Genomic DNA, 21,108 nt, shown 5'->3' with positions numbered 1-21,108 from the left:
TGTCATCTATTCGGGTCGAGGTTATGGGGAGCTGGGGTATCATATACCCCAGCATAACTCACCTAATTCAACTTTAACCCTAAAATTTTACTCGAAACGGGAGAATTAAGACCTATGATTCTTTGGTTAGATATGACTGCGACATTAATACATCCGGTCTGCGGTATTCCGCGGCTGACAAGGATCCTCTTGGCGTTTCCCCTTATATTTTGGGCGACAGCAACAAATTCAGCACGCGCTACTTGACACTAGAATACAAGAATAACTTGGATGCTTTGATTAGCGAGTTAAACAGAGCTGAAGGAGATACTCGCAAGGCATTTTCCCACATTGATATTTGCGCGTGTTGGGGCCAAGTAGTCGACTCGTTCGCGGGTTATACATTAGAGGAAATTACGTCCCAGAACATTGATGAACGGAGATATCCTGGCGTTACTCATCTACTTCGCCGTGATAGCGACACGCATGTAGTACAAGTAATCATGCTCGCAAAAATCGTTGAGATGATTAATACAGGTCGACTTTCACTCAGATAATATCATTGCTGACGTCGGTCTGGAATTTCTCACACGAAACCGAGCGGGCGGGAATCACATCTTGCCCGCTTTTGTTTAATGCTACACTGCGGCGCAACTTCAACTGACAACTTCTATGAACCTCTTCTATCCCTACATCGAAACCCGGGAACCCACCGACCGCCACGCCAACCTCAAAGCCGAAAAAGCGCCCGTGTTCCGATTCTCAAACGGCCTTCTCAATCTGAAGCCCTCATGCTCGACCCTTCAAAACTCCCCCACTTCCTCATCGCCTCATTAATCCTCCTCCTCACCCCTGGCCCGACGGTGCTGTACATCATCGCCCGCAGTGTTGCCCAGGGCCGCGCCGATGCCGGGCGAAAACAGGGCGGCCTGCCGCCATCGTTTGCCGTATAATTGCCTCAACTTATAATGGCTTTACCCTTCGATCTCAGCAAATTGGTCGAATTCTGCCGTCGCAACTACATCAACCGGCTGGCCCTCTTTGGCTCGGCCATTCGCGACGACTTCCAGCCAGACAGTGATATAGACGTGCTGGTGGAATTCGAGCCGGGCCATGTGCCGGGGCTGGCATTCTTCGCCTTGCAGGACGAGTTGGCGGCGATGTTTGGCCGGGCCGTTGACTTGCACACGCCCAAAAGCCTGAGCAGATATTTCTGGGAGCAAGTTCTCAAAGAAGCAAAGTTGCTCTATGCACAAGAGTAACATTATTCGCTTGCAGCACATGCTCGATGCGGCACAAAAAGCTGTGCAGTTTAGCGAAGGCCACCAACGCGCTAACCTGGACAGCGATGACATGTTCTCACTGGCTGTTGTGCGCCTGATAGAAGTTGTCGGTGAAGCCGCCAGTAAGGTGATGCCGATTGTATTGCGGCAGATGGAGGATCATATTCAGAAATATGGTATTCTATCGTGTAGCGGGGGTAAGCCCACAACTCTCGCAGAACTTCACAAAGAATATGAGGTGCATCATGAATGCCGTGGAATTCCGGGCCAAAGTTAAGAACGGGATGATTGAAATTCCCCAGGAGTATAAGGAGCATTTTAAGAGCCTGGTGCGAGTCATCTTGCTGGCTGACGACTCGCAAGCCTCAGGCGTCAATCTGATCGATCAACTTCTTGCTAATCCGCTGAGAGTCAAAGGCTTTCAACCTTTAAAACGCGAAGCCGTATATGTCCGATAATTCGGTGGTCGCCTGCTTCGACGTGCCGGTGCTATATTCAGAAGATATGCAACATGAGTTGATGATTGAGCAACATCTGCAAATCTTGAACCCCTTGTTGTAGAGCTATTGCGCAGAGAAGCAAGCGGGCGGGTTGCAATGACCGTGCCCGCTTTTGTTTAATGCCAAACTGCGACGAATTTTGGGTCTCCCGGCTTTAACGGGAAATGGGACGCAGACGCAAAGCGCGCGGATAAACACAGATTTTATTTTTTATCAGCGAAAATCAGCGCGCGAAGCGTCTGCGTCCCAAATTTCTTTCACGCTAAATCCGGTAGAGCCCGAGTTTTTAGAGAGCGGCTCAAATGGAACTTTACCCCTACACCGACTCCTGGGCCGAAAACGACCGCCACGCCAACTTCAAAGCCGAAGTTGCGCTTTACACCGTCGCCGACCCATTGCCAACGCTGGAAGTGTTGAGCGAGAGCACCGGCATCCCTGTTCCTTGTCTCGTTCGCTACGTGCTGGTGAAGTACGCGGCCTCCGGCGCAGATGCTTTGCTGGCGATGGGGCCGGTTGTTCTGCAACAGATGGAGAGTCACGTTGCGAAGGCTGAGGCAATCGGGACGGATGAAGCCAGGGTAGCGGCTTACGAATCGCTGAAGGAAATTGTGGCCTGGTTGCGGGCAGGGACGGCATGAATCACCACCGCCACTCTCCGCCCGATTGAATTGACATCGCTGTTCTGCCCCCCTATAATGCCGCCATCCAACGGTGACACGCCATCTTCATACCTAAATAGCGCCGCAACCCGGCGCGCCCCATTTCTTCTCAGGAGGAGAAAATGAACAAGCATTACCACAACCTATGGAGACTACTAATTATTGCCACCCTGGTGACTCTGGCCGCCTGCGGTCAGGCGGCCACCACGCCCACCGCCGCGCCGCAGGCCACCTCGGCCCCGGCATCGGCCCCGCCGCCGACTGCCGTGCCGACCGAGGTTCCCACCGCCGCGCCGCTCGGCGCGGCCAACACCCTCGTCTACGATTCCAACATTGACGACTTGATCACCCTCGACCCGGCGGTGGCTTACGAGTTCAGCGGCGTGCTGATCGTCCACAATGTCTACGAGGGCCTGGTGCAGTTTGTGGGGTCTGACCTCAGCGACCTGAAGCCCGGCCTGGCTGAGACCTGGGACGTGAAGGAAGCGGGGGATAATTGGGAAGTGACCTTCCACTTGCGCGACGGGGCCAAGTTCGCCAGCGGCAACCCGATCACCGCCGACGACGTAGTGTATTCCTTCCAGCGCGTGATCTCGTTGAACAAATCCCCGGCGTTCCTCTTCATTGATATTGCGCAACTGACAACCGACAGCATCCAGGCCGCCGATGCCAAGACCGTCGTCGTCACCATGCCCAAGACGGCCAGCCCGCAGGCCTTCCTCTCGATCCTGACCTTCACCATCGGCGGCATCGTGGATTCCAAAGAGGTGAAGGCGCACGAGGCCGACGGCGACTTTGGCTCCAACTGGTTGCTTGACCACTCGGCCGGCAGCGGCCCCTACATGGTCGCTCACTGGGAGAAAGATGTCGAAGTCCTGCTGAACGCCAATCCCAATTACGGCGGCACGCCGCCCCTGTTGTCGTCGGTGCTGGTCAAACACGTGCCGGAGTCGGCCAACCAGCAGGCTGAGTTGGAAGCCGGCGACGCCGACCTGGTGCAGAACCTCACGCCCGAACAAATCGCGGCAGTTTCGGGCGCGGAGGGCGTAGCGACGACGACCGGCGACAGCCTGTTGCTCTTCTACGTGGGCATGAACGCCACCGTCAAACCGCTCGACGACGTCAAAGTTCGCGAGGCGTTGCGCGCCGCCATTGACTACGACGGCATCATCAACGGCCTGCTGTCGGGCAACGGCAAGAAGGTGCAGACGCTCGTGCCCGCCGGCCTTCTCGGCTACAACTCCGACGCTCCGTTCCAACAGGATGTAGACAAGGCCAAAGCCCTGTTGAAGGAAGCCGGGCAGGAGAACGGCTTCTCGATAGAAATGCTGGTTCCCACCGGGGCCGGGCCGGGCGGCATCGCCTGGGCCGACCTGGCCGCCAAACTGCAATCGGACTGGGACAAGATCGGAGTCAAGGTGGATATCAAGCAAGTCGCCTTCGCCGAACTGCTCGGGTCGTATCGGGCGCAGAAAGGACAATTGGTGCTCGTCCTGTGGGGGCCAGACTTCCCCGATCCCGATGCGAACGCCGGGCCGTGGACTGACATCAACGCCCATTCCATTGCCTTCCGCAATGCCTGGGATGACCCGATCGCCGAGAAGACCCGCGCCGCGGCGCTGATCACAGACCCGGCTGAACGCGCGGCGGCCTACAAGGAAATCACCGATTACGTGCTTCACAACGGCCCGTATGCCGTTCTCTATCAGCCCACTCAGTTGTTCGGCATCCGGGCGAACGTCACGGGTTTTGCCTGGAACCCGATGGGCTACACCGATTTCTGGACAATTGGCAAGTAAAGGAACACGAGGCTTGTCACTTTAGATCACAGCGACGCGCCGATTCTGTTTCCCGACAGATTGGCGCGTCGTCTGTTTTCCTTCAGTTTTCCTCAGACCCTAAGGGTCCGCTTCGCGAGACCCTTAGGGCCTGACAACTTTGATGCGCCTGCTTACTTATTTTATCCGCCGGTTGGTTGGCATCGTGTTCGTGATGGTCGGCGTGTCCATCATCACCTTCGCCATCTCCCACGTCGTGCCCGCCGACCCGGTCGCGGCGGCCCTGGGCGACCACGCCACCGACGACCAAATCGCCGCCTTCCGGGCCGAGTACGGACTCGACAAGCCGCTGGCCGAGCAATATGTGATTTACATGACCGGCCTGCTCCACGGCGATCTGGGCCGGAGCATCCGCACCCGGCGGCCGGTGGCCGACGACCTGCGCGATTTTTTGCCGGCGACGTTTGAACTGTCGTTTGCCGCATTGATCGTGTCGTTGTTCATCGGCCTCCCGGCTGGCATGATCTCGGCCGTCGCCCGCAACCGCCTGCCCGATCACTTCGTGCGCGTGTTCTCGCTCGTCGGCGGCTCCCTGCCGATCTTCTGGCTGGGGTTGATGCTCATCAGCCTCTTCTACAGCCGGCTCGACTGGCTGCCCAGCGGGGCCCGCCTCGATCAATTCCTCGACCCGCCGCATTCGATCACCGGGCTGTACGTCGTGGACAGTCTGCTCACCGGCAACGTGGCTGCCCTCCAAAGCAGTCTGCATCACTTGCTCCTGCCGGCCTTCACCCTCGGCTATTTTTCGACGGCGGTCATCGCCCGCATGATGCGGTCGAGCATGTTGGAAGTCATGCGTCAGGATTACATGCTGGTCGCCCGGGCCAAAGGGTTGCGCCAGCGGGCCGTCATCCTGCGGCACGGGTTGCGCAATGCGCTGATCCCCACCCTGACCATTATCGGCGTGACGTTCGGCAGTCTTCTCTCCGGCGCGGTACTGACGGAGACCATCTTCAGTTGGCCGGGGTTAGGCCGTTACGCGACGGCCTCAGCCATCAGCCTCGACTTCCCGGCGGTGATGGGCGTAACACTATTAGCCGCCGTGATCTATCCGCTGGCAAACTTGCTGGTAGACCTGGGCTATCACTGGCTCGACCCGCGCATCCAACATGGCTGAACCTTCAGAGACAAGCGTATTGTCCTCGCTTGAAACGACCGCCCCGGTTCGGCGGCGGCCAGCATTCCTGCGCAGTCCGTTGACTGTGGCCGGTCTGGCGCTAATGCTCTTCTTTGCCCTGAGCGGATTGCTGGCCCCGGTGTTAGCGCCCGCCGACCCGCTCGAACAAGACCTGTCATTTCGCCTCAAGCCGCCATCCTCGACCCATTGGCTCGGCACCGATCAATTGGGCCGGGACGTGTTGAGTCGCATTCTTTTCGGAACACGCATTTCGCTGACGATTGGTTTGGTGGTGGTCGGCTCTGCCGGGACGTTTGGAACGTTGGTGGGGTTGGTGGCTGGCTACCAACGCGGGCTGGTGGACGAGGCCTTGATGCGAGTGACCGATGTCTTCCTGGCATTCCCCGCGCTCATCCTGGCAATGGCAATTGCCGGGGCGCTCGGCCCCAGCCTGAACAACGCCATGATTGCGATTGCGGTGGTGACCTGGCCGGTGTATGCCCGGCTGGCGCGTGGCCAGGTGCTGTCCTTGCGAGAGCGCGAATTTGTGGAGGCCACCCGCGCGCTCGGCGCTTCGCCGGGGCGTATCATCTGGCGTCATCTCCTGCCAAACAGCCTGGCGCCGATCCTGGTGCAAGCCAGCTTCGACATGGGCGGGGCCATCCTCTCGGCGGCGGGCCTGAGTTTCATTGGCTTTGGGGCGCAGCCGCCCACGCCGGAGTGGGGGGTCATGATCAGCGAGGGCCGGAAGTTTATCAGCACCCAGCCCTGGCTCTCCCTCTTCCCCGGCCTGTCTATTCTCCTGACAGTCACCGCCTTCAATTTTATCGGCGATGGCTTGCGCGACACGCTCGATCCGCGGTTGAGGGGGAACGGGTAGGCAAGTTCTGGCTCTACCAGATTTAACGTGAAAAAAAGTTTTGGGACGCAGACGCTCTGCGCGCTGATTTTCGCTGATAAAAAACAAAATCTGCGTCCCAATTCACGCTCAAGCCGGGAGACCCAAGTTCTCTATCATGCCTGCTAAAACAAAACCCCAAACCCCGTGAAACCGTATGGTCACTTGGACAGCGTACTGCCTATCAGAATGCCGTTCGCCCAGTAAGCGCCGGTAGCGCCTGCCGGCAACAAGTCATAGGTGGCGGCCTGGTCGTAGGGAATACGCTCGATAAAAGTGACGGCGCCACCGTCGAGCCGGTCGCCGCCTTGAAGATCGCCTAACTCGCGCCCGTCAGCCGTCGGGTGGCCGGGTGAGGCCCACAATTCGCGGCCATCACTCAATTGGAGGTGAACCACCCGATGAGTAGATGGAACCGCGACCCGCACAACTTCAAGAATGGGAGCCGCCACTCGCCTGCCAGCCGCGTCTACCGTCCAAACCGTCATCCCGGCGCGCAATTCGCTCACGGCTACCGGCCCGGCCGGCGTGTCAATGCGCGTGTTGGCGGCGAGGCAGATAGGGCAGGCGGCGATGGAGGCCGTCTTTTGGTGAACGGTGATTCCTCCGGCGCTATCAATAAACCCCTGGACGATAAACCCCTCCTGCTGGTTGTCTGAAATTTGCAGTTGAAACTCATAACCGTCCCCTGACAGGTTGAACAAGATGGCGCCCAGTTTCTTGTGTTCGCGGTAAATGAGCAACTTTTGCTCGTCGGTGAAATTTGTCGCGCCGCTCAGGTTGTGATGGGCAAGGATGGCATTGAACTCTTCGATATTGGCCTGAAGTTCGGGGAAGTGCTGGCGGGCGAGGTCGGCCTCATCGGCCCGGGCTATCGGGTAATAGTCAGGATCGCAAAAGAACAGGTTTGGGAATTGGGCCAGCACTTGATACTTCAACTCGGTAGCGCCCGCCACAACACCGGTCGCTTCCGAAGCCGGAGTCGGCGCAGAGGCCGGGCCGGAGCCACAGGCGGCAAAAAATACAACCAGAATGACCGTAGCGAGATGGTTGATTTTCATGTTGAGGCTACCTCTGCGATTGGCTATCGTCACGCAGTTGATAGACGCCGGGTAGGGACAAAAAGTTCAAGTTGCGGCGTAGACCGTCAACAACTCCGTCGTGGCCCCGGGCGCAATCAGCCGGACGTCCATTTGAATGTCTTCGAGGTGCGCTTGCACGGCGGCGTGGTCAATGCCTGGCGGGGCGTAGACGGTGAAAAGAGCGTTTCGGGTGGCGGGGGTGATGCGCGTGCGCCGGTCGGGGCCATAAATGATGCTGGAAGTCACGCCTTCGGCATCGGCCATGAAGATGTCGCCCGCCTTCAGAGTTTCGTCTTTGCCGTTCAGCAGGGTATAAGCCTCGTCGCCCTGGGCCACGCCCAGCCTCAGGGGCTGGCGCAGGGTATCGAGGTCGTGACCGGCGGTGAGCAATCCGTTCTTGAGTTCGGCCATGAACATGCACTCGACCAGGGCGGCGGCGCACGGCAGGGACTTGCCCTTGAGGACGACCGACTCCAATTGCAATTGAACGTGATAACTTTTTTTGAAGCGCCCGTAGTAGGCGTTGTAGGCTCGGATGACGGGCAGGGCGTTGAAGGCCGCCCGGTCGTAACCGGCATAGCGCGCGCGTAACCCGGCCTCCAACTCGGCTTTGCGGCGCTCCAGTTCGGCGTGCTGCTCCGGGTTGGCCAGGCCGTACATGACCAGAAGCCCTTGTGAGGCGCCGGGGTAGGTGGTTTGCCAGGTTTTGGAGAGGGTTAGCATGGGTGGGGCTGAGTTTCTGTCAACGGGTTGCTGGACTTCACTGCCGCCTCACGCCGGGCCAGCCACCGCCGCCTCGCACTCCGCCAACACCTGTCGAGCCTCGTCCAATTCCCGGTAGCGCAACTTCGTATAAATCTCCACTGCGCGCCGGGCGTGGGGCAGGGCCTCGGCGGCGTTGCCCTGCCGGAGCAGGGCGAGGGCGAGGCGATGGCAATCCACGCCAACCAACTCCTGTTGCCCCAGTTTCTCGGCCAGCGGCAACGCCTCCCGTGCCAGTCGTTCGGCCTCCGGCCATTGCTGGCGATCATTGGCAAGTTCGGCGAGGTTGCCGGTGAAACTGACCACACCTTCCTGGTAATTGACTTTCCGCGCTATTCGCAGGGCCTCGGTGTAGTCGCGCTCGGCGGCGGCGTAGTCGCCCAACGCGTGCTCGGCCCAAGCGAGGGCGGTGAGGTCAATCGTCACATCCTCGCTCTCCGCCTGCAGAGTGCGCGTTAACTCCAGCGACTCGCGGAAGGCGGCGATGGCGGCGGCATAGTCTTTGTTCAACTGGTGGCCGATGCCACGCAGGTGGATGGCGAGGGCCCGCTCCCGCGCTCCGGTCGAAGATGCGGTTTGCCAGTGGCCCTCGGCCCGCGCCGCCCAGCGCAAGACCTCGGCCCCCTGGCCGCGCAGGTTGCACACCCAGCCCGCGTCGTAGGCGCGCCAGCCCGCCTTGCGCCAGTCTTTGGCGGCCTCTGCTTTGGCCTCGGCCTGTTCGCTCAGCGCCAGTTGTTCATCCCACAGCCCGGAAAATTGTAAGAATTTCTGAAACGCGTCGCACAGCGTTTGCAGGCGGTCGTTCTCGCCTTGCAAAAACAGCGGCAGGGCGGCGCTCAGGCGCGGCCACGCGGCCTCCAGCGCCGGGAAGCGGTCGTATTTTTCGTAGCCGTTCTCCAGCGCCAGCGCAAATATCTGGTCGGTCAGGCGGTCGCCGGTCTGTCGCACGGCCTCCGGGCGTTTGCGTTTGAGGAAGAGGGCGGCGAGGGGAGGGAGGAAAAAGAGATTGGAGGGTCGGAGATTAGACGCTTCGCGTGGAGAATTAGAGGATTGGAGATTAGTGGAGATTAGGATGGAGCGGTCGGTGAGGTCTTCGAGGGCGGTTTGGGCGGCGGGTTGGGGAAGGCCGGCCATGTCGGCAATCCAGGTCAGTTCGGCGGGCTGGGTGAAGTGCGTCAGGGCGGCCAGCACTTTGGTCTCGCTCTCGGTAAAGGTCTCCACCAGGTCGCCAAAGATGTATTCCAGCGGGTCGTTTTCAGAAGCGAGCGGCGCGGCTTTGAGGAAGTCGCAGGCCTGAGCCACGGTGCGGCACTGCCCGCGCCCCAACTGCCCGGCCGCCCACTGCAACAGCAGGGGGTTGCCGTGGGTAAGCTCGTAGAGCATTTGCCGTTCGGCCTCGCTTGCGCGGGCGAGGAGCTTGTTGTTCTGGGCCAGTTCGGCCAGCAGGGCCAGCGCGTCGGCCTGCTCCAGCCGGTCGAGGCGGATGGCGCGGGCGTCCACCTCGGGGCGACGGCGGCGGCTGGTGACCAGGGCCTTGTTGCCCTCCGGCAGGCGCGCCAAAAACTGAAAGACCCGTGCCTGTTCACCTTCGCCAAAGGTCTCCAAATTGTCAATCACGATCAGGGCATGCGCCCCGGCCAGGGCGCGACGGACGGCGTTGGCCCGTTCGTTGGGGTCGCTCCTGGCAATGTCGGCCTCGCCCAACTCCATCGCCAGTTCTTTCAGCAAGTCCAGGTAGTTGGGGAGCATGAAGTCTTCCAGCTTCTCCTCGCCAGCCGGGGTGAGCTGGCGGATCTTGGCCGAGAGGAAGATTTTGCGGGCGAAGTGCGCGGCGGGGGCAAGGTGCCCGGCGCGAATCGCCAGCGCGGTTTTGCCAATGCCGCCCGGGCCGTCAATCAGCGCGCCCCAGGTGCGGGCCTCGGGCGCGATGGCTTCGGCAATGCTGGCCAGTTCCTTCTCGCGGCCAAAGAAGTAAGGTTGGGAGGGGAAGGAGGATTTGAGACCTGTCGGGTTTTGGAAACCTGACAGGTCTGCGCCGTGGTAGTGCGTTTCGATTTTGATGTTGTCCCGGCCTGCCATGTCGCCAGCGCCGATTGTCACCTGGGCGTCTTTCTCCAGTTGCACGCCGCCCATTTGAATCGTCGTCTCTCCAGCGTCGGCTGACGGCGGCGCGGCGGGCCGTTCCAACTTCAACCCCACCTTCTGTAAGGTGTGCAGAACAAACTGGGCGGCGTTGCGGGCGGCCTCTGCTTGTCGTTTGGCTTTGTCATCGGCTTTGTGGCCGTCACCCCAATCGCAAATGGCCTTCACCAGAATCCAGTCCACGCGCGCATCCTGACAGGCTACGTACAGGCCCGCGCCTTCCATCTCGCCGCCAATCGCTTCGGGTTCGTGCTTCAACAGTGCCTGCCGGAACTCCAGGTTGTCCACCAATTTTTCGCCGGAGAGGATCAAGCCAAAGCGCACGGCGGGGCCGTCCCAATACAGTTCGGCGCTCCGGCAACGGTCGAGCAATCGCGGTGAGCAGTCGGCGCGCGTACCGCGCGGCAGGGTCTCGGTCGCGCCCACCCGTCCCGGCTCGTACAGCGTCAATTGTTTGGCCACCAGAATGTCGCCCATCTTCTGTTTGGCCTCGTTCACGCCAAAGGCGATGCCCACCATCACCACCGCGCCCGGCTTGAGGGCCTCGAGTCCTTTTTGCACCGTCTGGAGAGTCGCGCCCAAACTCGCCGCGCCCATTTCAGATTGCACGAGCGACACGCGCGTGTCGTTCACCACGCCGAGGTCGTGATAGGTCTTGTCGCCCAGCGCCTGCGGTTGCGGGTCGCGCCCGGTCGCCTCGCGAAAGGCCTGAAAGACGGCGCGGGTTTCAACGTTGGTGGCAGTGACGAGCAGAACGTCGGTGGTTGGGTTGGGCATGGACACGGCCTCGCGCGAGAGATGATGGGTATTCTACTCCAATCTGAATATACTGGACGCGGGCACAAGCTGTGCTTTACTCGTTCCCATTGGCAACGGATGTGGTAACGGATGTAGCGGACAAGGCGGCGCAAACATCCGTTACACGCGAAGCGGCTACATAATCCGTTGCCAAAAAGCGCAAAACATGACCGTGTTGAGTATAGAGCTTACGCAGTTGAAGGGTGCCATTCCGTTTTCACCCGCTTATCCGTTTCGCCGAAGGCAATCCGTTGTCAGTCAGGTTGCGGTATCATATGGCACTTGGAGACAGACATGCTAGAACCTGCAAAGCTTCCCCTCTTCCTCATCGCCTCATTAATCCTCCTCCTCACCCCCGGCCCGGCGGTGTTGTACATCATTGCCCGTAGTGTTGACCAGGGCCGCCTGGCCGGGCTGGTTTCGGTGTTGAGCGTCGAAATCGGCAACTTCTTTCACGTGCTGGCGGCCACGTTCGGCCTGTCGGCGATATTGCTCTCATCAGCCACAGCCTTTGCCGTCGTCAAATACCTCGGCGCGGCCTATCTCATCTATCTGGGCATTCGCAAACTGCTCTCGCGCGAAGAGGCCGGGGCTGTCCCAACCGTCGAGGCGCAGAGTCACCGCCGCACCTTTTCGCAGGGCGTGCTCGTCGCCGTCCTCAACCCCAAGACCGCCTTGTTCTTCTTCGCCTTCCTGCCGCAGTTCGCCGACAGCACCCGGGGGCCGATCGCGCCGCAGATGTTCGCACTGGGTTGCATCTTTGTGGTGATGGCAATTTTCAGCGACGGGATGTATGCCTTGTTGGCCGGGACTGCGGGGCAGTGGCTCAAAGGCAACCGCAACTTCCTGCGGGCCGAGCGTTATATTGCCGGCAGTGTCTACATCGGGCTGGGAGTCACCGCCGCTTTCGCCGACGCGGGCCGGAAGTAGAGCGGCCTTCATGCCTTTTGCCCAAACTCCCCGCCCCAAAACGCTGACCGCGCTGGCCGAGGCCGCCTTCACCCCGTTCTGGCTCGACGATCCCAGACGCCCGGAGCCGGCCGCTCCGCTGACCCAGGACACGAAGGCCGATCTGGTCGTCGTCGGCGCCGGCTTCACCGGCTTGTGGACGGCCCTGCTAGCAAAGGAGGCTGACCCGGCGCGCGACGTCGTGCTGTTGGAGGCCGGGGAAACCGCCGACGGCGCAACCGGCCGCAACGGCGGCTTCGTCGCCGCCTCGTTGACACACGGTTTCCAAAACGGCTACGCCCGTTGGCCGAAAGAACTGGCGACCCTCATCGCTTTGGGTCAGGCCAATCTCGAAGCAATTGAAACGACGGTGATCCGCCTCGGCCTCGACTGCGACTTCGTGCGTTCGGGCGAGTTGGTCGCCGCCACCGAACCTTACCAGGTGAACGACATGCGCCCGGCCCCGGCGCTGACCGCGCCCTACGGCGAAAAACTTGAATGGTTGGACGGCGAGCAAACTCGGGCCCGAGTCAACTCGCCGCTCTTTCTCGGGGCGCTGTACACCGCATCGGGAGTCGCGATGGTCAACCCGGCGCGCCTGGCCTGGGGTTTGCGGCAGGCCTGTCTGGCATCTGGCGTGCGCTTGTTTGAGCACACGCCGGCTGTGGGTTTGCTCGAAGACGACAAGCGCGTCGTCGTGCAGACTCCGCATGGATGCATCCAAACGGCGCGAGTGGCGCTGGCGACCAACGCCTTCCCGCCGCTGTTGAAGCGGCTTTCGTATTACGTGGTTCCGGTTTACGACTACGTGCTGGCCACCGAGCCGCTCTCTGCCGCGCAACGCGCAACAATCGGCTGGCAGGGCCGGGAGGGGTTGAGCGACGCGGGCAACCAGTTCCACTATTCGCAGATGACGGCTGACGGGCGAATCGTCTGGGGCGGCTACGACGCGGTCTATTATTGGAACAACGGGTTCGGGCCGCACCTGGAGCGCGATACGGAATCGTTCGGGCGGCTGGCCGAGCACCTCTTCCAAACCTTTCCCCAGCTTGAGGGGTTGCGCTTCACCCACGCCTGGGGCGGGGCCATTGACACTTGCAGCCGGTTCAGCCCCTTCTGGGGCACGGCCTATCGCGGGCGGCTGGCCTACGCCCTGGGCTACACCGGGCTGGGCGTGGGCGCGTCGCGCTTTGGGGCGCAGGTGATGCTCGACCTGCTCGACGGGCGCGACACCGAGCGGACGGCGCTCGAAATGGTGCGCACCCAGCCCACACCCTTCCCGCCGGAGCCGATCCGATCCATTGGCATCAACCTGACTCGCTGGTCGCTGGATCAAGCGGATCGCAATCATGGCCGCCGCAATTGGTGGTTGCGGATGTTGGACGGGCTAGGGCTGGGGTTCGACTCTTGAGGGGCGATAGTCATGATTGAAATCCATCCTGAAACCGCCGGCGAGATTCCGGCTATTCATCGTTTGAACGTGCAAGCCTTTGACAATCGCCCGAACGAGGCCCGGCTGGTGGATTCGCTTCGGGCGGCGGGCAAGGCGGTGATCTCATTGGTGGCCGTCACTGAAGGGGAAGTGGTGGGCCACGCCCTGTTCTCGCCGGTGACGCTTGACCCAGCCAACGCCGGTTTCATTGGCGAAATTCGCGGCCTATCTTTTTGCTTCACGGCGTGGTGAAATATGCGCCGGAGTTCAACGAAGCGGGCGCTTGATAAACCTTCCGCCGCGAATTACGCGAATTGACGCTAATTTTCAAAACCAATTCGCGTTCATTGGCGAAATTCGCGGCCTATCTTTTTGCTTCACGGCGTGGTGAAATATGCGCCGGAGTTCAACGAAGCGGGCGCTTGATAAACCTTCCGCCGCGAATTGCGCGAATTGACGCTAATTTTCAAAACCAATTCGCGTTCATTGGCGAAATTCGCGGCCTATCTTTTTACAACACTGCAATCCGTCCAAGAATGAACTCGCGCTCGACTTGATTCTGGGTGAGGTCTAACGCGAGACGATAGGCTTCACGCGCCGAGTCAGGCTGACCCAGGCGGCGAAACATGTCGGCCCGGGCGAGGTGATAGGGCGCGTAGGCGCTCAACGCGTCGGCGAGCGGTTCGAGCAGGAGCAGGCCGTCTTGCGGGTTGGAGGCCATAGAAATGGCGACGGCCTGATTGAGGCGAATGATGGGGGTGTCAATGAAGCGTCGCAGTTCACCATAGAGCGCAGTGATGCGCCGCCAGTTCGTGGCTTCAGCCGTTGGGGCGCGAGCGTGCAGGGCGGCAATGGCGGCCTGAATTTGATACGGCCCGACCTGTCGCATCTCAAACGCCTTGTCCACCAGCGCCAACCCCTCTTGAATGTTGCGCTTGTCCCACAACGAACGATCCTGATCGCCGAGCAAAATTAATTCGCCGCGCGTCCCCACCCGCGCCGCGCGGCGCGAGTGCTGGAGCAACATCAGCGCCAGCAGGCCCAACACTTCGGCGTGTTGCGCGGGCGGCACGTCGGTGTGCGTTTGCCGGATCAGTAGCTCAAGCACACGGCCCAGGCGGATGGCGTCGTCGCACAGCTCGTGCCGGATCAAGGCCTCACCGCCAGTGGCGGCATACCCTTCGGTGAAGATCAAATAGAGGACGGTGAGGACGGAGTCGAGCCGTTCAGCCAATAAGTGAGCAGGCGGGACGTAGTAGGGGATGCCGGCGTTTTTAATTTTGCGTTTGGCTCGCACCAACCGTTGGGCCAGGGTGGGCACGGGGAGGAGAAAGGCGGCGGCGATCTCGGCGGTGGTCAGGCCGCCCAGCGTTTGCAGGGTGAGGGCGATCTGTTGCTCCACCGGCAGGGCCGGGTGGCAACAGGTGAAGATTAGTTTGAGACGTTCGTCGGGAATCTCTTCGAGGTCGTCGAAGTTCTCGGAGACGGTCAACTGATCCGGCGGCAGGTCTTCAAGTTGTCCCGGCTCAACCGGGGCTGAGCGATTCCGCCGCAGGCGATCAACGGCTTTGCGGCGGGCGACGGTGGTGAGCCACGCGCCGGGCTTGTGGGGCGCGCCGTCGCGTGACCAGTGCTCCAGCGCCGAGAGGAAGGCGTCCTGCAAAGCTTCCTCGGCCAACTCAAAGTCACCCAGCCAGCCGATGAGAGTGGCGAGGAGTTGACCGTATTCCTGCCTGTGAACGCGTTCGAGGAATTGAGGCGTGGTGTCAGTCAGAGGCTACAACGCCGCCCCGCTACAGCGCCCGCATGCGATTATTCTTGGGGTTGTGCTCGACCTCGGCCAGCCCAAGCGCTTCCATGAGCGGCGGCACGTACACGCCGAAGCGACCCCGCAGGCCTTTCTTCAGGCCGTACCAGCCGCCAACCGGATTCTTCGGCGAGCGCCCCCAGGCTTCAACGGTTCCTTCCGCCGCCGGTTTCTGCTCGTCCGCGCCGCCCAGCGGCATCCAGTCGCCGCGCGCCTTGAGCATGGCGCGCAGGTCTTCGAGGCAACGCAGGTGATAGCGCAGTTCCGTCTTGCCCACGACGCAGACGAGGGCCGGCGGGTCTGCCGCTTCGTCGCGATACATCTGGAACTCGGAACTGCCGCTCGCGGTTTTCAACTGCCAGGGTTTCTCTCGCGTGCCCTGCCCTTTGCCGCCGCTTGCTTTTGCTTTCGCCTTTGGCTTGGGCGCGGCTTTCCTGGCGGACGGCTTCGCCTTTGTTGCGGCTTTTGTTTTTGTGGCCATGGTTGCCTCCAAAAATGTTCTTTTACTTTTCGCTCTCGGCCCGTTTTTTCAGGGCGGCGGCGAACTCGTCGAAGGCGGGTTGCAGGTCGGGGATCGAGCCGGTGATCATCGGGGCCATCAGCCCGGTGTAATCTTCGCGCATGGCGAAGTCCACACTCCCGTCGGCCTGCTTGGTCAGGGTGTAGGTGCGCGCGCCTCTGAACAAACCGAATGGCATGCCGTCGGCCCACACCATCCGCTGAGGCGGAGTAAACTCGGTGACCTTGAGCGGGAAGGCGCGACCGGGGTTGATCTTCACCCACACGGTGACCTTTTCACCGGGGACGATCTTGCCTTCGATTTTGTCCACCGTCGTGTTCCACTCCAGCCAGCGCGAGGCGTCGGTCAGAATCTTCCAGACGGTTTCGGGCGAAGCTTTGATGTTGGTGGTGACGCTGAAAGATTTCATGGGTGATCCTCCTCAGCCAGCACGACGCTGTGGGTCATGATAGCACTAATTTTGGGCAAGGGAAATTGGAGTTGGGCAGACCTGTGAGGTCTTCAAGACCTCACAGGTCTGCCTGGAAGGGACAAGAGGTCTACTGCGCCTGGCTGAAGTCCATGATCGGGCGGACTTCGATGGAGCCGACGCGCGCGCCGGGACATTTGGCCGCCCAGTCAATAGCCTCGTCGAGGTTCTTGCAATCAATCAGGTAGTAGCCGCCGAGTTGCTCTTTGGTTTCGGCGAACGGGCCGTGAGTGGTGACCTTCTTGCCGTCTTTCACCCGAACGGTGGTGGCGGTAGCGGTGGGTTGCAGGGCCTCGCCGCCCTTGTATGCGCCGGACTTTTGTATGGCCTCAGTATAGGCCCAGTATTCACCCATCCAGGCATCCATTTCTTCCTTCGTCGCGCTGGCGTCGGCCTTCTCGTCGCTGTAGATAAGAATCAGGTATTGCATGGCTTGATCTCCTTTTGAATGTCGGGCAGTTTTTCTGTCCCTTTGTTATACCGACGCAGGAGAGTCGTCGGAATCGACATCCCGGTCTACGAATTTTGGGTCTCCCGACTTTAACGGGAAATAGGACGCGGATTTACGCAGATGAACGCGGATTTTCTTTTTTATCCGCGAAAATCAGCGCGCAAAGCGTCCGCGTCCAAAATGTCTTTTCACGCCAAACCCGGTAGAGCCCGAATTTTCAAAAGGCGCCGTCGCCTCTGGAAAAACCAAAGCGGGCTAAACCATAAAGGCCGCCCGCTTTGGGGTTTTGGAAATTGGGTTTTTGGGTTTTTTATTCGTACCGCAACGCCTGCACAATCTCCAGCTTTGCCGCCTGCCGCGCCGGGATGAGAGCGGCGACTACGCCAAAGATGAGGCCGATGGCAACCGCCGAAAGAATGCCATACAAGGGGAAGGCATAGGACAGGAACGGGAAGCCCGCCGCCTGCATCGCCGTCACCATCACGTAACTCAGATAGACTCCGGCCAGCAGGCCGAAGGCCGTGCCAATTGCCGAGAGCAAAACGGCCTCGGCCAGCACCATCCTTCGGACTTGGCTTTGGGTAGCGCCCACCGCCCGCAACATTCCAATTTCGCGCGTGCGCTCCAGCACCCCAATCGCCAACGTGTTGAGGATGGCGATGAGCGACGGAATGGCCAGCACGAGGAATAATACGTATAAGCCGGTGAAGACTTGCTCAAAAATCAAAGCGTTCTCTTCGTAATACGCCTGCCCGGACACAAAGCGAAACTGCGGATACTCGGCCACAATGGCCCTCAACCTGGGTTCGACCGCCGCCCGGTCAGCGCCGGGGGCCAGGTTGAATTGAATGAAGACATCCTCGGTCTTGTGAAAGTCCTGTTCGAGATTGGCTTGCGAGATGTAGGCGGTGATGATTTTGGCGTTGAAGTAGTCGGAGGCGACGGCGGCCACGCGATAGTCCAGCATGCCTTCGGGCGTCGTCAACGCGACCGTGTCGCCCACTTTGAGGCGCAGGTTGGCGGCCATGATGGCGTTGATGATGAGGGCGCGCCCGGAACCCATTTCGGCGTAGGCGGTCTGCGCCTCACCTGAGTCGAACACCAGATTAGCCACTTGCGGAAATTCCACCGGGTCAATGCCCAACAGCGACACCGCCGAGTCATTAGCCGCCGCCGCCGCAAACCGGGTGGTGCCGACCACACCCACGCCGTCTACGGCGCGCAATTGGTCGGCCAGTGAGTTGTCGGCACCGACGTTGTTGCCCCACACGGCGATAGCGGGCGGGATGAGCAAGTAATCACTGCCCAGACTGCGCTTCACGATATCCAGAAAACTGCCGCGGATGCTGGCCACCATGCCGCCCACGCTGACGATGATAGCCAGGGCAATCATGGTGACGCTGGTGGTGACGGCGGCGCGGGTGGGCTGGCGGGTGAGATTGCCCTGAGCGAGTGAGCCGATGCCGTCACGCGCAAACGCCACTGCCATTAACGCGCTAAAGAAGCGGGCAATGGGCTTAACCAGCACCGGCGCGATGAGGATGAGGCCGATGAGGAACAGCAACAACCCCAGCCCGGCCAGACCCGTCTGGCCCGAAAACAATCCCAGCACGGCCAGCACAATCAACACCACGCCGATGATGCCGCCGCGCCCCATCGCCCGCTCCTCCACCTCCAACGGGGTCGGGCGCAGGGCTTCGAGCGGAGCCACGTTGCTGGCGGCAAGCGCCGGGAAGAGACCGGCCGCTATCGGCGTGCCTATGCCCAACAGGATGGTCGTGACAATGAGGCCGGGCGAAATCACCGGGCCACCCAGTTTAATGTGGATAAAGCGTTCCATCATGCCCGACATGCCGCTGAGGCTGCCCACGCCCAAGAGATAGCCCAGCAAGACGCCAATGGCTGTGCCAAGCACGCCCTGCAAAAAGCCTTCGGCGAGGATGAAGCCGAGGATGGTGTTACGGCTCGCGCCCACCGAACGCAGCATGGCGATGTCGCGGCGGCGTTCCAACACGATGGTGCGGAAGGTGTTGAAGATGATAAAGCCGCCCATGACCAGGGCGGCAAAACCGAACAGGCTGATCACAACCTGCCCAATCTTCAAACTGGCAAAAAGCTCGGTGCCCGAGGAGAGCGCCCCAAACTGGAAGTTGTCGCCCAAAGCCGCTTCAATGTTAGACAGAATCTCTTTGCGTTTGGCTTCGTCGCCCGGCGCAAAGTTGGCTTCGATGATGTTGATTTGACTCGATTGATTGAGTAACCGCTGGGCTTCGGCCAGCGTGACCAGCACTTCTTCGTTACCGGGGATTGTGCGGGCCGGGCGGATGCCGACGATGGTCAGCGCCGCCGTGCCTTGCGTGCTGGGCAGAGTTAGCGTATCGCCCAATTTCAGGCCAAGCGCGTCGGCCAGAGTCTTCGCAATCACCGCCGCATCCTTGTCGCCGTTTTCCAGGAAGCGGCCCTCGTCCACCGAATAATTGCGGACGGTGCGGGCGGTGTCGGGGTCGAGGCCCACCAGCGACAACGTGGAAACGGCGTCGGGCGTGTTCGGATCGTTATCATAAAATTCGGCGGGCAGGTTCACCGGGCGATTGAGCAGGCCGGTAGAAGCCACAACGCCTTCCACCCTGGCAACTTTATCCAACAGGTCGGGCGAAAAGGCCTCGCCCGTTTTGTGAGAGATGGTCACGTCCACCTGATTGGAGGCGGCCAGGATGTTGGCCTGAAACGATTGCAACATCGAGGGGAGCAGGATGTTCATGCCGAAGAGCACCACCACGCCGAAGACGACGGCGAGGGTGGTGAGGGTGGTTCGCAGTTTGCGGCCCCAGAGGTAACGGGCGGCGAGGGTGAGTTGAATGTTCATAGCGGCTTTGCGGAAATCCCAATTTCCAACTTCCAAAATCCCAAAGCGCGAAGTTTGGAGGTTGGGTTTTTGGAATTTGGGATTTTCTATAGAGCTTCCACTTTCTCCCGCACCAGCTTGGCTTCGGCGCTGTCGCCGTTGGAGCTGAGGCGCGTCTCGTCCACGACGGTGCCGTCTTTGAGGAAGATGATGCGGTCGGCGTAGGCGGCGATGCGCGGGTCGTGGGTGACCATGAGCACGGTGCGGCCCCAGTCGTCGGCCACCTGACGAAGCAGAACGGCGATCTCGTCCGAGGCCTTAGTGTCGAGGTTGCCCGTCGGCTCGTCGGCCAGGACGAGCTTCGGTTCGGCGACGAGGGCGCGGGCGAGGGCGACGCGTTGTTGCTGGCCGCCGGAGAGTTGATCGGGACGGTTGCCGAGGCGGTTGCCCAGCCCGATCTTCTTCAGCCAGTCGGCGGCTTTCGCTTTGGCCTCAGCCGGTTTAACGCTGTCGAGGGTGAGCGGCAAAGCGGCGTTCTCGGTTGCGTCTAGCACCGGAATCAAATTGAAGAATTGAAAGACGAATCCGATTTTGCGGCGGCGCAGTTCGGTGAGCTTCGAGTCGCCGAGCTTCGAGAGGTCGTCGCCGTCAATCAGCACCCGGCCCGAGGTAACGCGGTCGAGGCCGCCGATGAGGTGCAGGAGGGTGGACTTGCCGCAACCGCTCGGCCCCATGACGGCCACGAACTCGCCGGGGTGGATGTTGACGTTGACCCGGTCGAGGGCGTTCACGGCGGCTTCCCCTTTGCCGTAGGTTTTGGTCAGGTCAACTGTTTGAATGATGTCCATGTAAGTCTCCTCAATATGGAGATTGGAGGAATAGAGAATAGGAGAATTCTCTATTCCTCTAATTCTCTGATTTTTTTGGCCGTCCTCTTGGCTTCACTTCCGGCTCAGGCAAGGGTTGGCGTTTTACGTCCTCGAGGCGAGCTTCCACCATGTCCAGCCAGCGCAAGTCGGCCTCGAGGTGCATGATGGCTTTGTCGAGCAGGAGCACTTGCGCCAGCGCCCGCTTCGAGTCGGTTTTGTTGCGTTGAGCGGTCAGGTTGTGCAATTCCTGATACAGCTTGCTCCGCTGAGTCTGGATGACGCTTCGCGGGTTGGCCTCGCTGGTGGCAATTGCCAGGAGCAGTTTGATGAAGAACTCGTCACGCTGATGCCCAAGCTCGACGCCGGAGGCAAACCACCGGGACAGCGCCACCCGGCCCTCAGCCGTGATCACGTAGATGCGCTTCTCCGGGCCGCCGCCTTGTTCTATCCCCTCTTCGGCCACCAGGCCGCCTTCCTCAAGCCGGGCGAGAGTGGTGTAAATTTGAGCCGGCTTCACGTCCCAGTTCTGCTCGCCGCCAACTACCGCCTCAAAGGCCGCATGAAGCTCGTAGCCGTGCCGAGGTCTCTGTGCTAAAAGCCCTAAAAGGGCGTTGCGGACTGACATATCATCAAACTAATCTACAAGTTTCTAGTTACGGGGAAAATAATACGACGAGTTAATAGGTTTGTCAATATGGAGTTGTGACAT

General features: G+C 60.4%; 21 protein-coding genes. 11 read left to right on the top strand and 10 right to left on the bottom strand.

Annotated elements, in window-relative coordinates; translation table 11 throughout:
* Window positions 1-770 precede the first annotated feature (770 nt).
* The 8 genes from HYZ49_21530 to HYZ49_21495 all read left to right on the top strand — a co-directional run bounded on the left by HYZ49_21530 (window position 771) and on the right by HYZ49_21495 (window position 6,256).
* Window positions 771-932, top strand: a complete 162-nt coding sequence (locus tag HYZ49_21530) for a hypothetical protein (GenBank protein MBI3244869.1) — start codon at window positions 771-773, stop codon at window positions 930-932.
* A 15-nt stretch (window positions 933-947) separates the two neighbouring features.
* On the top strand, window positions 948-1,241 hold the full coding sequence (locus HYZ49_21525; protein MBI3244868.1) for a nucleotidyltransferase family protein: 294 nt from the start codon (window positions 948-950) through the stop codon (window positions 1,239-1,241).
* The gene (locus HYZ49_21520; GenBank protein ID MBI3244867.1) at window positions 1,228-1,539 is read left to right on the top strand and encodes a hypothetical protein; all 312 of its coding nucleotides are present in this window, start codon (window positions 1,228-1,230) and stop codon (window positions 1,537-1,539) included. Before HYZ49_21525 ends, HYZ49_21520 begins: the two co-directional genes overlap by 14 nt.
* Window positions 1,496-1,720, top strand: a complete 225-nt coding sequence (locus tag HYZ49_21515; protein ID MBI3244866.1) for a hypothetical protein — start codon at window positions 1,496-1,498, stop codon at window positions 1,718-1,720. Before HYZ49_21520 ends, HYZ49_21515 begins: the two co-directional genes overlap by 44 nt.
* Before the next feature lie 344 nt (window positions 1,721-2,064).
* Window positions 2,065-2,400: a hypothetical protein gene (locus HYZ49_21510; protein MBI3244865.1), complete on the top strand. Its 336-nt coding sequence runs from the start codon at window positions 2,065-2,067 to the stop codon at window positions 2,398-2,400.
* Between the two features lie 143 nt (window positions 2,401-2,543).
* Window positions 2,544-4,220, top strand: coding sequence for an ABC transporter substrate-binding protein (locus HYZ49_21505; GenBank protein ID MBI3244864.1), 1,677 nt, complete (start codon window positions 2,544-2,546; stop codon window positions 4,218-4,220).
* A 142-nt stretch (window positions 4,221-4,362) separates the two neighbouring features.
* Window positions 4,363-5,376, top strand: a complete 1,014-nt coding sequence (locus HYZ49_21500) for an ABC transporter permease (GenBank protein MBI3244863.1) — start codon at window positions 4,363-4,365, stop codon at window positions 5,374-5,376.
* Window positions 5,369-6,256 (top strand): ABC transporter permease, encoded by an 888-nt coding sequence (locus tag HYZ49_21495; protein MBI3244862.1) that lies wholly within the window; start codon window positions 5,369-5,371, stop codon window positions 6,254-6,256. Before HYZ49_21500 ends, HYZ49_21495 begins: the two co-directional genes overlap by 8 nt.
* 179 nt (window positions 6,257-6,435) lie before the next feature.
* On the opposite strand, the gene HYZ49_21490 is transcribed toward HYZ49_21495, so the two are convergent.
* From HYZ49_21490 to HYZ49_21480, 3 genes are all read right to left on the bottom strand, one after another.
* On the bottom strand, window positions 6,436-7,335 hold the full coding sequence (locus HYZ49_21490) for a Hint domain-containing protein (GenBank protein MBI3244861.1): 900 nt from the start codon (window positions 7,333-7,335) through the stop codon (window positions 6,436-6,438).
* Between the two features lie 66 nt (window positions 7,336-7,401).
* A complete protein-coding gene (locus HYZ49_21485) occupies window positions 7,402-8,079 on the bottom strand; it encodes a hypothetical protein (protein ID MBI3244860.1) in 678 nt (225 codons plus the stop codon).
* Window positions 8,080-8,127: 48 nt separating this feature from the next.
* Entirely contained in the window at window positions 8,128-11,037 is a 2,910-nt protein-coding gene (locus HYZ49_21480) for a tetratricopeptide repeat protein (protein ID MBI3244859.1), read from the bottom strand.
* Window positions 11,038-11,352: 315 nt separating this feature from the next.
* On the opposite strand from HYZ49_21480, the gene HYZ49_21475 reads away from it, so the two are divergent.
* Genes HYZ49_21475 through HYZ49_21465 form a run of 3 tightly spaced genes read left to right on the top strand, consistent with a single transcriptional unit; the run spans window position 11,353 to window position 13,690 of the window.
* Window positions 11,353-11,988, top strand: coding sequence for a LysE family translocator (locus HYZ49_21475; protein ID MBI3244858.1), 636 nt, complete (start codon window positions 11,353-11,355; stop codon window positions 11,986-11,988).
* Between the two features lie 10 nt (window positions 11,989-11,998).
* Window positions 11,999-13,417, top strand: coding sequence for an FAD-dependent oxidoreductase (locus tag HYZ49_21470; GenBank protein ID MBI3244857.1), 1,419 nt, complete (start codon window positions 11,999-12,001; stop codon window positions 13,415-13,417).
* A gap of 12 nt (window positions 13,418-13,429) precedes the next feature.
* Window positions 13,430-13,690, top strand: coding sequence for a hypothetical protein (locus HYZ49_21465; GenBank protein MBI3244856.1), 261 nt, complete (start codon window positions 13,430-13,432; stop codon window positions 13,688-13,690).
* Window positions 13,691-13,949: 259 nt separating this feature from the next.
* Here HYZ49_21465 and HYZ49_21460 read toward each other — a convergent pair whose 3' ends face one another.
* The 7 genes from HYZ49_21460 to HYZ49_21430 all read right to left on the bottom strand — a co-directional run bounded on the left by HYZ49_21460 (window position 13,950) and on the right by HYZ49_21430 (window position 21,024).
* Window positions 13,950-15,212 carry an RNA polymerase sigma factor gene (locus HYZ49_21460; protein ID MBI3244855.1) on the bottom strand — a complete coding sequence of 421 codons (1,263 nt, stop codon included), beginning with the start codon at window positions 15,210-15,212 and terminating at the stop codon, window positions 13,950-13,952.
* Between the two features lie 19 nt (window positions 15,213-15,231).
* Entirely contained in the window at window positions 15,232-15,600 is a 369-nt protein-coding gene (locus tag HYZ49_21455) for a hypothetical protein (GenBank protein MBI3244854.1), read from the bottom strand.
* 148 nt (window positions 15,601-15,748) lie between these two features.
* Window positions 15,749-16,174: an SRPBCC domain-containing protein gene (locus tag HYZ49_21450; protein MBI3244853.1), complete on the bottom strand. Its 426-nt coding sequence runs from the start codon at window positions 16,172-16,174 to the stop codon at window positions 15,749-15,751.
* Between the two features lie 130 nt (window positions 16,175-16,304).
* Window positions 16,305-16,664 carry a YciI family protein gene (locus HYZ49_21445; protein MBI3244852.1) on the bottom strand — a complete coding sequence of 120 codons (360 nt, stop codon included), beginning with the start codon at window positions 16,662-16,664 and terminating at the stop codon, window positions 16,305-16,307.
* A gap of 331 nt (window positions 16,665-16,995) precedes the next feature.
* Window positions 16,996-19,551, bottom strand: a complete 2,556-nt coding sequence (locus HYZ49_21440) for an ABC transporter permease (protein MBI3244851.1) — start codon at window positions 19,549-19,551, stop codon at window positions 16,996-16,998.
* 86 nt (window positions 19,552-19,637) lie between these two features.
* Window positions 19,638-20,378, bottom strand: a complete 741-nt coding sequence (locus HYZ49_21435; protein MBI3244850.1) for an ABC transporter ATP-binding protein — start codon at window positions 20,376-20,378, stop codon at window positions 19,638-19,640.
* 58 nt (window positions 20,379-20,436) lie between these two features.
* Window positions 20,437-21,024: a PadR family transcriptional regulator gene (locus HYZ49_21430; GenBank protein MBI3244849.1), complete on the bottom strand. Its 588-nt coding sequence runs from the start codon at window positions 21,022-21,024 to the stop codon at window positions 20,437-20,439.
* Window positions 21,025-21,108 lie beyond the last annotated feature (84 nt).

The sequence above is a fragment of the Chloroflexota bacterium genome, assembly GCA_016197225.1.
Classification (GTDB): Bacteria; Chloroflexota; Anaerolineae; order Anaerolineales; family VGOW01; genus VGOW01.
Note: the sequence above shows the minus strand (reverse complement) of the source record. Positions and strands in the feature narration are given on the sequence as shown.

Bases quoted from the DNA above. Each gene is read 5' to 3' on its own strand.
- HYZ49_21530 (MBI3244869.1), top strand. From the start codon at position 771: ATGCTCGACCCTTCAAAACTCCCCCACTTCCTCATCGCCTCATTAATC.
- HYZ49_21525 (MBI3244868.1), top strand. From the start codon at position 948: ATGGCTTTACCCTTCGATCTCAGCAAATTGGTCGAATTCTGCCGTCGC.
- HYZ49_21520 (MBI3244867.1), top strand. From the start codon at position 1,228: ATGCACAAGAGTAACATTATTCGCTTGCAGCACATGCTCGATGCGGCA.
- HYZ49_21515 (MBI3244866.1), top strand. From the start codon at position 1,496: ATGAGGTGCATCATGAATGCCGTGGAATTCCGGGCCAAAGTTAAGAAC.
- HYZ49_21510 (MBI3244865.1), top strand. From the start codon at position 2,065: ATGGAACTTTACCCCTACACCGACTCCTGGGCCGAAAACGACCGCCAC.
- HYZ49_21505 (MBI3244864.1), top strand. From the start codon at position 2,544: ATGAACAAGCATTACCACAACCTATGGAGACTACTAATTATTGCCACC.
- HYZ49_21500 (MBI3244863.1), top strand. From the start codon at position 4,363: ATGCGCCTGCTTACTTATTTTATCCGCCGGTTGGTTGGCATCGTGTTC.
- HYZ49_21495 (MBI3244862.1), top strand. From the start codon at position 5,369: ATGGCTGAACCTTCAGAGACAAGCGTATTGTCCTCGCTTGAAACGACC.
- HYZ49_21490 (MBI3244861.1), bottom strand. From the start codon at position 7,335: ATGAAAATCAACCATCTCGCTACGGTCATTCTGGTTGTATTTTTTGCC.
- HYZ49_21485 (MBI3244860.1), bottom strand. From the start codon at position 8,079: ATGCTAACCCTCTCCAAAACCTGGCAAACCACCTACCCCGGCGCCTCA.
- HYZ49_21480 (MBI3244859.1), bottom strand. From the start codon at position 11,037: ATGCCCAACCCAACCACCGACGTTCTGCTCGTCACTGCCACCAACGTT.
- HYZ49_21475 (MBI3244858.1), top strand. From the start codon at position 11,353: ATGCTAGAACCTGCAAAGCTTCCCCTCTTCCTCATCGCCTCATTAATC.
- HYZ49_21470 (MBI3244857.1), top strand. From the start codon at position 11,999: ATGCCTTTTGCCCAAACTCCCCGCCCCAAAACGCTGACCGCGCTGGCC.
- HYZ49_21465 (MBI3244856.1), top strand. From the start codon at position 13,430: ATGATTGAAATCCATCCTGAAACCGCCGGCGAGATTCCGGCTATTCAT.
- HYZ49_21450 (MBI3244853.1), bottom strand. From the start codon at position 16,174: ATGAAATCTTTCAGCGTCACCACCAACATCAAAGCTTCGCCCGAAACC.
- HYZ49_21445 (MBI3244852.1), bottom strand. From the start codon at position 16,664: ATGCAATACCTGATTCTTATCTACAGCGACGAGAAGGCCGACGCCAGC.
- HYZ49_21440 (MBI3244851.1), bottom strand. From the start codon at position 19,551: ATGAACATTCAACTCACCCTCGCCGCCCGTTACCTCTGGGGCCGCAAA.
- HYZ49_21435 (MBI3244850.1), bottom strand. From the start codon at position 20,378: ATGGACATCATTCAAACAGTTGACCTGACCAAAACCTACGGCAAAGGG.
- HYZ49_21430 (MBI3244849.1), bottom strand. From the start codon at position 21,024: ATGTCAGTCCGCAACGCCCTTTTAGGGCTTTTAGCACAGAGACCTCGG.